Origin of the sequence: Microbacterium sp. MAH-37, assembly GCF_009758255.1 — a bacterium.
Taxonomy (GTDB): Bacteria; Actinomycetota; Actinomycetes; order Actinomycetales; family Microbacteriaceae; genus Microbacterium.
In genome coordinates this window covers 242,388-256,320 of record NZ_WSEN01000007.1, presented here as the reverse complement: position 1 = coordinate 256,320, position 13,933 = coordinate 242,388, and the positions used below count along the sequence as shown (strand labels likewise).

14 protein-coding genes are annotated in these 13,933 nt (G+C 68.7%); 6 read left to right on the top strand and 8 right to left on the bottom strand.

Annotated features, from left to right (window positions below; all coding sequences use genetic code 11):
* Positions 1 to 16: 16 nt before the first annotated feature.
* Genes trmD through rpsP form a run of 4 tightly spaced genes read right to left on the bottom strand, consistent with a single transcriptional unit; the run spans position 17 to position 2,007 of the window.
* Positions 17 to 745, bottom strand: a complete 729-nt coding sequence (gene trmD / locus GON06_RS09255) for a tRNA (guanosine(37)-N1)-methyltransferase TrmD (RefSeq protein WP_157312008.1) — start codon at positions 743 to 745, stop codon at positions 17 to 19.
* 7 nt (positions 746 to 752) lie between these two features.
* Positions 753 to 1,337: a ribosome maturation factor RimM gene (gene rimM, locus GON06_RS09250; protein ID WP_332837334.1), complete on the bottom strand. Its 585-nt coding sequence runs from the start codon at positions 1,335 to 1,337 to the stop codon at positions 753 to 755.
* A 1-nt stretch (position 1,338) separates the two neighbouring features.
* Positions 1,339 to 1,569 (bottom strand): RNA-binding protein, encoded by a 231-nt coding sequence (locus GON06_RS09245; protein ID WP_116242719.1) that lies wholly within the window; start codon positions 1,567 to 1,569, stop codon positions 1,339 to 1,341.
* A gap of 6 nt (positions 1,570 to 1,575) precedes the next feature.
* A complete protein-coding gene (rpsP, locus tag GON06_RS09240) occupies positions 1,576 to 2,007 on the bottom strand; it encodes a 30S ribosomal protein S16 (protein ID WP_332837333.1) in 432 nt (143 codons plus the stop codon).
* Between the two features lie 205 nt (positions 2,008 to 2,212).
* On the opposite strand from rpsP, the gene GON06_RS09235 reads away from it, so the two are divergent.
* Together GON06_RS09235 and glpK are read left to right on the top strand one after the other, a co-directional pair.
* Entirely contained in the window at positions 2,213 to 3,358 is a 1,146-nt protein-coding gene (locus tag GON06_RS09235) for a glutamate--cysteine ligase (RefSeq protein ID WP_332837332.1), read from the top strand.
* A 29-nt stretch (positions 3,359 to 3,387) separates the two neighbouring features.
* On the top strand, positions 3,388 to 4,902 hold the full coding sequence (gene glpK / locus GON06_RS09230) for a glycerol kinase GlpK (protein WP_157312007.1): 1,515 nt from the start codon (positions 3,388 to 3,390) through the stop codon (positions 4,900 to 4,902).
* Between the two features lie 6 nt (positions 4,903 to 4,908).
* Here glpK and GON06_RS09225 read toward each other — a convergent pair whose 3' ends face one another.
* Entirely contained in the window at positions 4,909 to 5,754 is an 846-nt protein-coding gene (locus GON06_RS09225) for an enoyl-CoA hydratase-related protein (protein ID WP_157312006.1), read from the bottom strand.
* A 47-nt stretch (positions 5,755 to 5,801) separates the two neighbouring features.
* Here GON06_RS09225 and GON06_RS09220 point away from each other — a divergent pair, with 47 nt between their 5' ends.
* Positions 5,802 to 7,532 (top strand): glycerol-3-phosphate dehydrogenase/oxidase, encoded by a 1,731-nt coding sequence (locus tag GON06_RS09220; protein ID WP_157312005.1) that lies wholly within the window; start codon positions 5,802 to 5,804, stop codon positions 7,530 to 7,532.
* A 54-nt stretch (positions 7,533 to 7,586) separates the two neighbouring features.
* Here GON06_RS09220 and ffh read toward each other — a convergent pair whose 3' ends face one another.
* Positions 7,587 to 9,137: a signal recognition particle protein gene (gene ffh / locus GON06_RS09215; RefSeq protein WP_157312004.1), complete on the bottom strand. Its 1,551-nt coding sequence runs from the start codon at positions 9,135 to 9,137 to the stop codon at positions 7,587 to 7,589.
* A gap of 162 nt (positions 9,138 to 9,299) precedes the next feature.
* Between ffh and GON06_RS09210 the strand changes: the two genes are divergently transcribed.
* On the top strand, positions 9,300 to 10,880 hold the full coding sequence (locus tag GON06_RS09210; RefSeq protein WP_157312003.1) for a helix-turn-helix domain-containing protein: 1,581 nt from the start codon (positions 9,300 to 9,302) through the stop codon (positions 10,878 to 10,880).
* A gap of 149 nt (positions 10,881 to 11,029) precedes the next feature.
* Here GON06_RS09210 and GON06_RS09205 read toward each other — a convergent pair whose 3' ends face one another.
* A complete protein-coding gene (locus tag GON06_RS09205) occupies positions 11,030 to 11,614 on the bottom strand; it encodes a TetR/AcrR family transcriptional regulator (RefSeq protein ID WP_157312002.1) in 585 nt (194 codons plus the stop codon).
* Here GON06_RS09205 and lipB point away from each other — a divergent pair, their 5' ends adjacent.
* A complete protein-coding gene (gene lipB / locus GON06_RS09200) occupies positions 11,615 to 12,340 on the top strand; it encodes a lipoyl(octanoyl) transferase LipB (RefSeq protein WP_332837330.1) in 726 nt (241 codons plus the stop codon). It begins immediately after the preceding gene.
* Positions 12,337 to 13,326, top strand: coding sequence for a lipoyl synthase (gene lipA, locus GON06_RS09195; protein ID WP_332837329.1), 990 nt, complete (start codon positions 12,337 to 12,339; stop codon positions 13,324 to 13,326). Before lipB ends, lipA begins: the two co-directional genes overlap by 4 nt.
* A 103-nt stretch (positions 13,327 to 13,429) precedes the next feature.
* Here the strand turns inward: lipA and GON06_RS09190 are convergent, their stop codons facing one another.
* Complete coding sequence (locus tag GON06_RS09190; protein WP_157312000.1) at positions 13,430 to 13,930, bottom strand: DUF2004 domain-containing protein; 501 nt, start codon at positions 13,928 to 13,930, stop codon at positions 13,430 to 13,432.
* Positions 13,931 to 13,933 lie beyond the last annotated feature (3 nt).

The following is a 13,933-nucleotide window of genomic DNA, read 5'->3' as shown; positions in this document are numbered from 1 at the left end:
CCGACGCTATCAGCGCCTACTCGTCCAGCAGGTCGGGGCGGCGGGTGCGGGTGCGTTCGAGCTGCTGCTCGCGACGCCAAGTGGCGATGGCGCCGTGATTGCCGCTGAGCAGGACGTCGGGCACGGCCCGATCCCGCCACACGGCGGGCTTGGTGTAGGACGGGTACTCCAGCAGGCCGTCCTCGTGCGACTCCTCGACGAGGCTCTCGGGGTTGCCGACGACACCGGGGATGAGTCGGCCGATGGCCTCGGTCATGGCCATGACGGCGACCTCGCCGCCGTTGAGCACGTAGTCTCCGAGGCTGATCAGACGCACCTCGCCGAGCGAGGCCGCGTACTCGAAGACGCGCTCGTCGATGCCCTCGTAGCGGCCGCAGCCGAAGACCAGGTGCTCTCTCGTCGCGAGATCGCGGGCAGTCGCCTGCGTGAAGACCTCGCCGGCCGGCGAGGGGAAGATGATGGTGGGCTGCTCAGCGGTTCCAGAGCGAGCGGAGCGAGACGAAGGGCGCTCAGGAACCGAAGACACGAGGTCGTCGAGCGCAGCGCCCCAGGGCTCCGGCTTCATGACCATGCCCGCTCCCCCGCCGTACGGGGTGTCGTCGACGGTGCGGTGCCGGTCGTGGGTCCAGTCGCGCAGGTCGTGGACCTGCAGGTCGAGGATGCCGGCGTCCTGCGCCTTGCCGAGCAGTGAGAGCGTCAGACCGTCGAAGTACGACGGGAAGATCGAGACGACGTCGATGCGCATGATCGCGTCACTCCGCGGCGGAGCCGCCGTCTGCGTCCTTCTCGGGTGCGGCATCCGCCGTCGGGAGCTCTTCGAAGAGCCCGGGCGGCGGGGTGACGACGATGCGTCCTGCCGCGATGTCGACCGTCGGCACGATCGCCTTCACGAACGGGACCATGACCTCGCGGCGGGCGGCCTTGACGATCAGGAGGTCCTGCGCGGGCATGTGCTCGATCCGCACGACACGGCCAATGACCTCGTCGTCGCGCACGACGTCGAGGCCGGAGAGCTGCTGGTCGTACCAGGCATCCTCGTCGGCCTCGTCGAGGTCCTGATCGATCCAGAGGATGGCGCGCACGAGCGACTCGGCGGCGTCACGGTCCTCGACGTCGTCGAAGAAGACGACGGAGCTGCCGTTCATCACCCGGTACTCGCGGACGGTGATGGTCTTGCCGTGCCAGACGGATGCCTCGGGCACCTGCAGGGTGAACTCGGCGCCGGGCACGAAGCGGCGGGCCGGGTCGTCGGTGTAGAGCTCGAGCTTGAGCCCGCCCTTGAGGCCGTGGGCCTTCAGCAGGCGACCGACGCGGAGCTGGTTGCGTTCCTCGGCCACGTCAGTCGTCCGCGACGTCGACGCGGACACGACGGCCGTCGGCGAGGGCGGCGATGAGCGTGCGCAGCGCCTTGGCGGTGCGGCCGCCGCGCCCGATCACGCGACCACGGTCATCCGGGTGCACGTGCACCTCGAGGAGGTCGCCACGAGACGACGCGGATGCAGTGATGCGGACATCGTCCGGGTGATCGACGATCCCCTTGACGACGTGTTCGAGCGCGGCGGCGAGCACAGCGGATTACTCTGCGTCGGCAGCGGCCTCGGCCGCGTCCTCGGCGGGAGCCTCGGCGGGAGCCTCGGCGGGCTCCTCGGCCTTCTTCTCGGCCTTGGGCTTGATGACCGACTTCTTGGCGGAGTCGGCCTCGAAGGCCTTCTTCTCGTCGGCGACCTTGAGGGTGGACTTCGCGTCCTTGTCACCCTTGAACTTGCCCCAGTCACCGGTGATCTTGAGGATCGCGGCGACCTGCTCGGTCGGCTGGGCGCCGACGGAGAGCCAGTACTGCGCACGCTCGGAGTCGACCTCGATGAACGAGGGCTCCTCGGTGGGGTGGTACTTGCCGATCTCCTCGATCACGCGACCGTCGCGCTTGGTGCGCGAGTCGGCGACGACGATGCGGTAGTACGGCGCACGGATCTTGCCGAAGCGCTTGAGACGAATCTTGACAGACACGATTCTCCTGAATGGTGTGGAAGGAAGACGAACCGGTCACCTGGAGCGTGGGGTGCACACCCGGTGGAAGCTCTATAAGGGGGATGGCGCGCTGGATAGAGGGTCGAGCACGTCGTCCGACCCACTATTCTGCCAGATCCCGCGCGGTGTCGCGAACCGTCACAGAGCAGCGTGTCGGAGCATCCGCCCATGTCAGACTGTGCTCGTGACGATCGCCTTCGCCGATTCCGCACGCTCGACGGTCGGTGTCGAGTGGGAGGTCATGCTCGCAGATCCGCAGACGGGTGACCTCGTCGGTCGCGCGCCCGAGCTGCTCGCCGCCCTCGAAGCGGCTAGCGCCGACAGCAGGCACACCGTCACGGGCGAGCTGCTCACCAACACCGTCGAGGTGACCAGCGGCGTCGGCTCCACGGTAGCCGAGGCGATCGGCGACATCTCCGCCGCCATCCGCGAGGTGCGCGCGGCCACGGATCCGGCCGGCATCGAGCTGCTCTCCGCCGGAAGCCACCCGTTCGCGCAGTGGTACGACCAGCGGGTCACCGACAAGACCCGCTACCGCTCGCTCATCGACCGCACCCAGTGGTGGGGGCGGAACATGATGATCTGGGGCATCCACGTGCACGTCGGCGTGGAGGATCGCGAGAAGGTCCTCCCGATCGTGGGCGCTCTGGCCGCATACCTGCCGCACATGCAGGCACTCGCGGCATCCAGTCCGTTCTGGGCGGGCGAGCGCACCGGCTACGCCTCCAACAGGGCACTCGTCTTCCAGCAGCTGCCGACGGCAGGACTCCCCTGGCCGCTGCGCACGTGGTCGGAGTACGAGGGCTACCTCGACGACATGGTCCGCACCGGCGTCATGGCGGACGCCACCGAGGTGCGCTGGGACATCCGTCCCGCGCCGCGCTGGGGCACGATCGAGGTCCGCGCCTGCGACGGGATGTCGACGCTGCGCGAGCTCGCCGCGATCGCCGCCCTCACCCAGGTGCTCGTGGAGTACCTCTCCCGCCGCCTCGACGAGGGCGAGACCCTCCCTGTGCTGCAGCCGTGGTTCCACCGCGAGAACAAGTGGCGCACGGCACGCTACGGGCTGGACGCCACGGTCATCGTGGACTCCGCCGGTGCGCAACGTCCGGTGCGGGAGCACCTGCTGGAGCTGCTGGAGACCCTCGCGCCGGTCGCCGTGGATCTGCGCTGCGGCGCGGAGTTCGCCCGCGTCGGCTCGATCCTCGACACGGGCGCGAGCTACGAGCGTCAACTCGCCGTCGCGGATGCCACGGGCGGAGATCTGCGGATGGTGGTCCAGCACCTCATCGACGAGTTCCGCACCGGACCGCACCACCATCTCAGCTGATCCCTCCCGCCGATTCGAAGGAGAACACCATGCCCGACCACGTGATCGCGATCGATCAGGGCACGACGTCGAGCCGTGCCATCATCTTCGATCGCTCTGGACGCATCGTGTCCTCGGGCCAGAAGGAGCACAAGCAGATCCTGCCGCAGGCGGGCTGGGTCGAGCACGACCCCGCCGAGATCTGGCGGAACGTGCAAGAGGTCATCGGGCTCGCGCTCAGCCGCGCGCACCTGACCAGGCACGACATCGCGGGCGTCGGCATCACCAACCAGCGCGAGACCGCCGTGGTCTGGGACCGGACCACGGGCAAACCGGTCTACAACGCCATCGTGTGGCAGGACACGCGGACGCAGGACATCGTGGAGCGTCTCGCAGGTGAGGATGGCGTCGACCGGTTCAAGCCGATCGTCGGTCTGCCGCTGGCGACCTACTTCTCGGGCACCAAGATCGTCTGGATCCTGGAGAACGTCGAGGGCGCGCGGGCGAAGGCCGAGGCGGGCGATCTGCTCTTCGGCACCACCGACACGTGGGTGCTGTGGAACCTCACCGGAGGCGTGGACGGCGGTGTGCACGCGACGGATGTCACGAACGCGTCCCGCACGCTGTTCATGGACCTGGAGACGCTCGACTGGCGCGACGACATCCTCGCCGAGTTCGGAGTGCCGCGCTCGATGCTGCCCGACATCCGCTCCTCCTCAGAGGTGTACGGCACGGCGGAGACGCACTCGCTGCTCCGAGAGACACCGATCTCGGGCATCCTGGGCGACCAGCAGGCCGCGACGTTCGGGCAGGCCGCCTTCGCGGCAGGCGAGAGCAAGAACACCTATGGCACCGGATGCTTCCTGATCGTCAACACCGGCGAGGAGATCGTGCACTCGGCGAACGGCCTGCTCACGACTGTCGGCTACAAGCTCGGCGACGCACCCGCCCACTACGCGCTGGAGGGATCGATCGCGGTGACCGGGTCGCTCATCCAGTGGCTGCGCGATCAGCTCGGCATCATCAAGTCCGCCGCCGAGGTCGAGACCCTCGCCGCCCAGGTCGAGGACAACGGCGGCGTGCACATCGTTCCGGCGTTCTCCGGCCTGTTCGCGCCGTACTGGCGCCCGGACGCCCGTGGAGCGATCGTCGGTCTGACCCGCTTCTCCAACAGGAACCACTTCGCCCGCGCGGCGCTCGAATCCGTCGCATTCCAGACCAGGGATGTGCTGGACGCCGTGAACAGCGACACCGGCGCCGCGCTGAACGAACTGAAAGTCGACGGCGGCATGGTCGCCAACGACGCCCTCATGCAGTTCCAGGCGGACATCCTCGGCGTGCCGGTCGTGCGCCCCGTGATCGCCGAGACGACCGCACTCGGCGCGGCGTACGCGGCGGGTCTCGCCGTCGGGTTCTGGAGTGGCCTCGACGACCTCACCGCGAACTGGCGGGAGGACCACCGCTGGACCCCGACCATGGACGTGGCGGAGCGCGAGCGGAAGCTGCGCCTGTGGCACAAGGCGGTCGAGAAGTCGATGGACTGGGTGGACGACGACGTGCGCTGAGACCTCTCAGCGGTTCTCGCCCTCGCGATCCGTGCGCACCGGGAACCACTCCTCGAGATCGCCCACCGCTGGCGCGGACCAGACCGGAGCACGCTTCTCGAGGAAGGCGGCGACGCCCTCCGCCGCATCCGGACCGGACAGCAGACGCTTCATCAGCGCCTTCTGCATGGCGAGCGCGTCCTGCTCGGACCAGTCGGGGCTGGCGCCCACGAAGTGCTTCACCACCTGCAGCGAGGTCGGCGGCAGCCCGGCGATCCGTTCAGCCAGGGCCAGCGCCGTCCCGATCGCTTCCCCGGGCTCGACGATCTCGTTCACCAACCCGATCTCGCGGGCTCGCTCGACGGGGAGGCGTTCCGCGCCGAAGAGCACCTCCATGGCCACGGCGTACGGCAGCCGCCGTGCCAGCCACAGCATCCCGCCGCCGCCCGGAGCGAATCCGCGCGCGATCTCGGGCATGCCGAACCAGCTGCCGGTCTCGACGACGACCAGGTCGCAGGCCAGAAGCAGTTCGAATCCTCCGCCGACAGCCGGCCCCTGCACCGCCGCGATGAGGGGCTTCCTCGGGCGGAGTTCTGCGAAACCGTCGAACCCACCGTCGGCCGACCAATCGCCACCGGCGGAGAAATCCTTCAGATCCATGCCCGCACAGAACACATCGCCGGTGGCCGCGAGGATCCCGACGCGCAGGTCATCGCGGTCGTCGAGCTCACGGAGCAGTCTCCTGAGCTCCCGGGCTGTGGCAGGGTCAAGCGCGTTGCGCATCCTCTGCCTGTTCAGAGTCAGGATGCGGACACCGCCCTCATCCCGGCAGAGCACGCCCTCGTCGCTCGGCCCCGTCGCATCATCGCTCATGCGGCCATCCTCGCCCGGCCGCGCTCGCGCCCCGGACGGGGTGGGTGATGCGAGGATGGAGGGGACGAATCCGGGGAGGGACCGCCGTGGCCACGAACGAGCGCACTGATGTCCGAGCAGCACAGGAGGCAGGCCGCGCGAGCGTCCTGATCATCGGCGGTGGGATCAACGGAATCTCCACATTTCGCGACCTCGCCCTGCAGGGCGTCGACGTGCTGCTCGTCGAGCGCGAGGATTTCGCCTCGGGTGCGTCCTCGGCCTCCAGCCACATGATTCACGGCGGCATCCGCTATCTGGAGAACGGCGAGTTCCGTCTCGTCAAGGAATCGGTGCAGGAGCGCAACGACCTGCTCAAGACGGCGCCGCACTACGTGAAGCCGCTCGAGACCACTATCCCGATCTACTCGACGTTCTCCGGCATCCTCACCGCACCGTTCCGCTTCCTGTTCCACGGATCCGGCAAGCCGAGGGAGCGCGGCGCGCTGCTCATCAAGACCGGGCTGACGATCTACGACACGTTCTCGCGCGACGGCGGCAGCGTGCCCCGGCACCGGTTCCACGGCCGGCGGAAGTCGCTCGCGGACCTCCCCCGTCTGAACCCCCGCGTGAAGTACACCGCGACCTATTACGACGCCTCCGCCCACGATCCGGAGCGGCTCGCCCTCGACGTGCTGCGGGACGGCGAGCGGGCCGGCGGCCGCGCACTGAACTACGTCGAGGCGATCGGCATGGACGCCGACGGCGTGCTGCTGCGCGACGGCGAGTCCGGGCAGGAGTTCCGGATCGACGCTGACGTGGTGGTGAACGCCTCGGGTCCCTGGACCGACCTCACCAACGCGGCGCTCGGCACTGGGACCGCGTTCATGGGCGGCACCAAGGGCTCGCACATCGTGCTCGACCACCCCGAGCTGATGGCGGCCACCGCCGGCCGCGAGATCTTCTTCGAGCACTCCGACGGACGCATCGTGCTGATCTATCCGCTGAAGGGCAAGGTGCTCGTCGGCACGACCGACCTGGAGGCCGATCCCCGCGAGCCCGCGGTGTGCACCGAGGAGGAGATCGACTACTTCCTCGACCTCATCGGCCACGTCTTCCCCTCGATCCCCGTGGGTCGCTCGCAGATCGTGTATCGGTTCTCCGGCATCCGTCCGCTGCCGCACCACGATGACACCGCGCCCGGCTTCGTCTCCCGCGACTACCGGATCGAGCGGCGGAAGGATGCCGGGCTGCCGCCGGTGCTCAGTCTGGTCGGCGGCAAGTGGACGACTTTCCGCGCGCTCGGCGAGTCCCTGGCCGACCGTGTACTGGCCGAGCTCGGCCGACCGCGCGTGACCAGGACCAAGGGCGTCCGCATCGGCGGCGGCAACGGCTACCCGCGCACGCCGCGGCGCACCGTGGAGTGGCTGCGGCAGAACGTCGGCGACTCCGTACGGGGCCGCGTGCTGTTCGTGCGGTACGGCACGCGCGCGGCGCACGTCGCCGCCTTCCTCGGCGAGGGACCGGACGAACCGCTGCTGGGAGAGGAGCTGTCCACGCGCGAACTCCTCTGGATGGTCGAGAAGGAGCACGCGCGCCACGTCTCGGACGTCCTGTTCCGGCGCACGAACCTCGTCTTCACCGGCGATGCGGATGCCGCGACCGTGCGCACGGTCGCGGAGGCCATGGCGCAGCTCCTCGGCTGGGACGCCGCGGCGACGGACGCCGAGATCGAGGCGACCGTCCGCTCGCTGCGCGAGCGGCACGGCGTGGACCTCTCGGCAGAGCCGGCAGCCCGCTGAAACGATGAGAGCCGCAGCGCGTCGTGCGCGCTGCGGCTCTCGTGGCGATGGGGATCAGCCCTTGCCGAACAGCTTCTGGATCTCGGCCATGTCGGCCTCGCTCGGCGCCTTCTGACCGCCGAGGCCGAAGCCGGAACCGGTCGCCTCGGCGGGGGCGGTGCCCACGCCGGCGTTCTCGGCGGCGCGCTTCGCGGGGTTGCCCGACCGCGAGCCGCTCTTGCCCTTCGCGCCCTTCCGGCCGCGCTTGGCGGATGCACCGGGCTTGCCCATCGGCCCCATGCCGGGGATCTGCGGGGTGCCGCCGCGAGCGACGGTCTTCATCATCTTCGCGGCCTGCTCGAAGCGCTGTACGAGCTGGTTGACGTCGGTCACGGTCATGCCGGAGCCGCGCGCGATGCGCAGCCGGCGCGAGCCGTTCAGAAGCTTGGTGTTGCGGCGCTCGGCCGGGGTCATAGAGCGGATGATCGCTTCGGTGCGGTCGATCTCGCGCTCGTCGAAGTCATCGAGCTGCTGCTTCATCTGGCCCATGCCCGGCAGCATGCCGAGCATCTTCTTCATCGAGCCCATCTTGCGCATCTGCTGCATCTGCTCGAGGAAGTCCTCCAGCGTGAAGGCCTCGTTCGCGAGCTTCTCGGCGACCTTCATCGCCTCGGCCTCGTCAAACGCCGACTGCGCCTGCTCGATCAGGGTGAGGATGTCGCCGAGGTCGAGGATGCGGCTCGCCATGCGGTCGGGGTGGAACGGCTCGAGGTCGTCGAGGTTCTCGCCCGTGGAGGCGAAGATGATCGGGCGGCCGGTGATCGAGGCGACCGACAGCGCGGCGCCGCCTCGGGCGTCGCCGTCGAGCTTCGAGAGCACGACGCCGGTGAAGTCGACGCCGTCCTGGAACGCCTTCGCAGTGTTGACGGCATCCTGACCGATCATCGCGTCGATGACGAACAGCACCTCGTCGGGGGACGTCGCCTTGCGGATGTCGCCGGCCTGCTTCATCAGCTCGGCGTCGACGCCGAGGCGGCCGGCGGTGTCGATGATGACGACGTCGTGCTGAGTGCGGCGGGCGTGCTCCACGCCGTCCTTGGCGACCTTCACCGGGTCTCCGATGCCGTTACCGGGCTCGGGGGCGTAGATCGCGGCGCCGGCCTGCTCGGCCACGACGGTCAGCTGGGTGACCGCGTTCGGGCGCTGCAGGTCGCACGCCACGAGCAGCGGGGTGTGGCCCTCGCCCTGCAGCTGCTTGGCGAGCTTGCCGGCGAAGGTCGTCTTACCGGAACCCTGCAGGCCCGCGAGCATGATCACGGTCGGCGGCGTCTTCGCGAACTCCAGGCGACGCTGCTCGCCTCCGAGGATCCCGACGAGCTCCTCGTTGACGATCTGCACGACCTGCTGCGCCGGGTTCAGCGCCTTGTTCACCTCATCACCGAGGGCGCGCTCGCGCACCTTCGCGGTGAAGTCCTTGACGACGGGAAGCGCGACGTCTGCGTCGAGAAGCGCGCGACGGATCTCGCGGACGGTGCCGTCGACGTCGGCGGGGCTGAGCTTGCCCTTCGTGCGCAGGTTGCGGAAGGTCTCGGTCAGCCGATCGGAGAGCGTGCCAAAGGTAGCCATGATGACGTCAAGTTTACGGGAGCGCGGCGATGACTCTCGGCGCGGGCCGGAGGAACATACCCGGGCGCGAGAAATCTCACGTAGGAGATATCCATCGACGACTTCTGGCGAAGAATGCCTCACTCGCGCCCTGCTCATCTCATAGCCGGTATATTTGCGTTCATGACGATCGCAGACGTGACCTCCGGAACGACGATCAGTGAGGATCCGGGCACAGGTGAACCGCTCCAGAGCACCGCCGCCCGCCTGATCCGCGAAGCCCGGCAGGCGCAGGACCTCACTCAGGCGCAGCTCGCCTCCCGCGTCGGCACGAGCCAGAGCGCGATCAATCGCATCGAACGAGGAGGGCAGAACCTCACCCTCGAACTCCTGGCCCGGATCAACGCGGCGCTCGGCAACGAGATCCTCACGCTCGGCCAGCCCCGCACTGCGGAGCACATCCGCGTCGACGGCGCACGCCGTCTGTCGGGCTCGATCGCCGTCAAGTCGAGCAAGAACGGCGCGGTCGCGCTCCTGTGCGCGAGCCTGCTCAACAGGGGCCGGACGACCCTGCACAACGTGGCACGGATCGTCGAGGTCGATCGCATCATCGACGTCCTGCGCAGCATGGGTGTCTCCGCGACCTGGTCCGAGAACGGCGAGGATCTGGAGATCCGCGCGCCCCGCGACCTCGATCTGCACTCGATCGACGCAGATGCCGGGCGTCGCACCCGCAGCGTGCTGATGTTCCTCGGCCCGCTGCTCGGACGCCACGAGTCGTTCTCACTCCCCTACGCCGGCGGGTGCGACCTCGGCACGCGCTCCGTGGAACCGCACATGATCGCCCTGCGTCATTTCGGGCTCTCCGTCGAGGCGACGTCCGGATGGTACGCCGCGAAGGTGTCGGACGTCGACGGGTCGGAGCTCCGGATCGTCCTGACCGAGCGCGGCGACACGGTCACCGAGAACGCGATCATGGCCGCGGCCGGTCGCGACGGGGTCACGGTGATCCGCAATGCAAGCCCCAACTACATGGTTCAGGACCTCTGCTTCTACCTCGAGCTGCTCGGCATCCGGATAGAGGGGATCGGCACGACCACGCTCCGCATCCACGGCCGACGGGACGTGGACGTCGATGTCGACTACTGGCCGAGCGAGGACCCGGTCGAGGCGATGACCCTGATCACCGCCGGCGTGGTCACCGGCTCCGAGATCACCGTCACGCGTGTCCCGATCGAGTTCATGGAGATCGAGTTGAGCGTCCTCGGCGAGATGGGGCTGCGCTACGACGTCTCGCCCGAGTACGCCGCCGCCAACGGACGCACCCGGCTCGTGGACATCACCGTGCACCCTTCAGCGCTGCGTGCGCCCGCCGACAAGATCCATTCGATGCCCTTCCCCGGGATCAACATCGACAACCTCCCGTTCTTCACCGTCATCGGCGCCTGCGCGACAGGGACCACTCTGATCCACGACTGGGTGTACGAGGGGCGCGCCATCCACCTGACCGACCTCACCCGGCTGGGCGCCGACATCCGGCTCCGCGATCCGCATCGGCTCGACGTCACGGGGCCGACGCACTGGTCCGCCGCCGACGTCATCTGCCCGCCGGCGCTGCGACCGGCCGTCGTGATCCTGCTGGCCATGCTGGCCTCCAAGGGCACCAGTGTCCTGCGCAACATCGCCGTCATCGAGCGCGGCTACGAGGACCTGTGGTCGAGGCTGAACTCGATCGGCGCGTCGATCACGCCGTTCCGCGACTGAGAAGGATCACGGAACCCCGGCCTCCAGACCCAGCGCGGCCCGCAGCTGCTCCTTCGCGCGCTGATGAACGGACGCGGGCGGATGCGGTCATGAGTCGCTCCTTCGTCAGGTTCTACTCATGGCCTGTCCGGCAGACCGCGAAACGTCCGCTACGCCCAGGGAAGATCGTGGATGCAACGCAGCGCGGAGTCGAACTGCGCCTCGAGCGAGGCCTGCCCGGCGCCCTTCTCGGCCCACACGCGGATCGACGAGAGCACGGCCGCCGCGCACGCCGCGCCGAGGATGTCGGCCGGGATCTCCCCGACGCCGGATGCGCGTGCCGCCGACGCCACGGCCGAGGCGAGCCGTCCGTGTCGGACCCCTCGATCGCGCTGGAGCTCGGCCTCCAGACCCATGGCCGCCTCGTTGCGGATGGCGAGTGCCAGCGGGTCGGGCTCGAAGTCCTTGATCACGTGGGTCAGCGCCGCGCGGACGCCCGGCCCCGTGGCATCCGTACCCAGCGCCGCCAGCGCGACGAGCGCGTCGTCGATCCGCGCGTCGAGCCCCGACCACAGCACATCGCTCTTCGACGAGAAGTAGTTGAAGAAGCTGGAGCGGCTCACTCCGGCGCGCTGCGTGATGTCCGCCACGGATGTCGCGTCGTACCCCTGCTCGAGGAACAGCTCGCATGCGGCCTCCGCAAGCGTCTCCCTCGAGGAGGCCCGTGGTCGTCCCGCTCGCGACACCGATTCCATGTGCCACAGCGTATCGGTGTACCGGAGATCACGAACAGAGGTATTCTTGGACGCGATCCAATAACCGTGACCCGATGGAGCGCACACATGCTCGACATCCAGATCGCTGGACTCGACCCCGAGTTCCTCCCCTATCTCGACGGCTGGGAGCTGCAGCGCAGCGTGCACCGGGACGTCGTCGCGGGCGACCGGCCGGACACCCTGCTGCTGCTCGAGCACGAGGCCGTCTACACGGCCGGCAAGCGCACCGAGCCTCAGGAGCGCCCGCAGGACGGCACCCCCGTGATCGACGTCGACCGCGGCGGTAAGATCACCTGGCACGGGCCGGGCCAGCTGGTCGGATACCCGATCGTGCGCCTGCCTGAGCCGATGGACGTCGTCGCCCACGTGCGCCGCATCGAGCGGCTGCTCATCGACGTGCTGCGCCCGTTCGGCGTCGACGGGTACCAGGTCGAGGGACGCAGTGGCGTGTGGGTGCGCCGCCCCCTCAGCGAGGACAAGGTCGCCGCGATCGGCGTGCGTGTGCAGCAGGGTGTGACCATGCACGGTTTCGCGATCAACTGCGACAACACGCTCGCCGGCTTCCGCGGCATCATCCCGTGCGGGATCACGGATGCCGGAGTCACCACCGTCAGCGAGACGACCGGTCGCGCCGTCTCGCCCGTCGACCTCGTGGAGGCCGTCTCCGATGCCTTCGCCGCCGAGTACGCGGAGGTGGCCGCGTGAGCGCCGGGCCCGAGGGACGCAAGCTGCTCCGTCTCGAGGTCCGCAACGCCGAGACCCCGATCGAACGCAAGCCGGAGTGGATCCGCACGAAGGCGAAGATGGGCCCGGAGTACCAGGCGCTGCAGTCCCTGGTGAAGACCGAGGATCTGCACACCGTCTGCCAGGAGGCCGGCTGCCCGAACATCTTCGAGTGCTGGGAGGACCGCGAGGCCACCTTCCTCATCGGCGGTTCGCAGTGCACCCGTCGGTGCGACTTCTGCCAGATCGACACCGGCAAGCCGGACGCCTACGACACCGACGAGCCGCGCCGCGTCGCCGAGAGCGTGCAGCGGATGGGTCTGCGCTATGCCACCGTCACCAGCGTCGCGCGCGACGACCTGCCCGACACCGGTGCGTGGCTGAACGCCGAGACGGTGCGCCAGATCCATGCCATGAACCCGAACACCGGCGTCGAACTGCTCGCCAACGAGCACAACGCCGACCCGGCGTTCCTGGGCCAGATCTTCGACGCCCGCCCCGAGGTGTTCGCCCACAACGTCGAGACCGTGCCGCGCATCTTCAAGCGCATCCGCCCGGCGTTCAAGTACGAGCGCTCGCTGAATGTGATCACGCAGGGCCACGAGGCGGGTCTCATCACCAAGTCGAACCTCATCCTCGGCATGGGCGAGGAGCCGGAAGAGGTCGTGCAGGCGCTGCAGGACCTGCACGACGCCGGATGCGACATCATCACGATCACGCAGTACCTGCGCCCCTCCCCCCGTCATCTGCCGGTGGCGCGCTGGGTGAAGCCCGACGAGTTCGTCGGATTCAAAGAGGAGGCGGAGCGCATCGGCTTCCTCGGCGTGCTCGCCGGCCCTCTGGTGCGCTCGTCGTACCGCGCCGGGCGTCTGTGGGCGCAGTCGATGATCTCGAAGGGCCGCCCGATCCCGTCGCACCTCGCGCACATCGCCGAGAGCGCGGATCTGGGCTTCGCTCAGGCGGTCTGACGTCTCCCGTCCTTCGTCGCTTCGTCTCGCTTCGCTCGCTCAGGATCCAAGAGGTTCATGCTCCGGCCCCTGAGCGAGGAGCGCAGCGACGAGACGAAGGGCGTCAGTCCCCGCTCATCACCGACAGCACAGAGCCGTCGGAGGCGAGGTTCACCAGCAGCACGTCATCTGCACCGCCGGCGTCGAGCGTGTACTCCAGCACGGCGAACGGATCGCTGCCGCCGTGCTCGTCGACGAGCAGCGTCATGCTGATCAGCGTCAACGAGCGGATGATGTCCACCGCGTCATCACCCGAGACGTCGACGAGCACCTCGGCGAGCTGGTCGCCGAACTCCTCCTGCTGCTGCAGGATGTACTCGGTCACCTCGCTGGTGCGATCGTCCAGTTCGGAGAGCATCGAACGTCGAGCCGTGGCATCCACATCCTCGAGCCCGCTGATGAGCGCCGCCGCGATGTCGAGGGCGTCGATCGACACGTCGTCCTGGTCCGGCGCGGTCAGGTCGACAGTGACCGACTGGTCGCCGAGGTCGACGCGCTCCGACCAGAAGATCGACCCGTCCGGCCCCGAGGACAGCAGTCCGAAGTAGTCGTGTTCGATCGCCATATC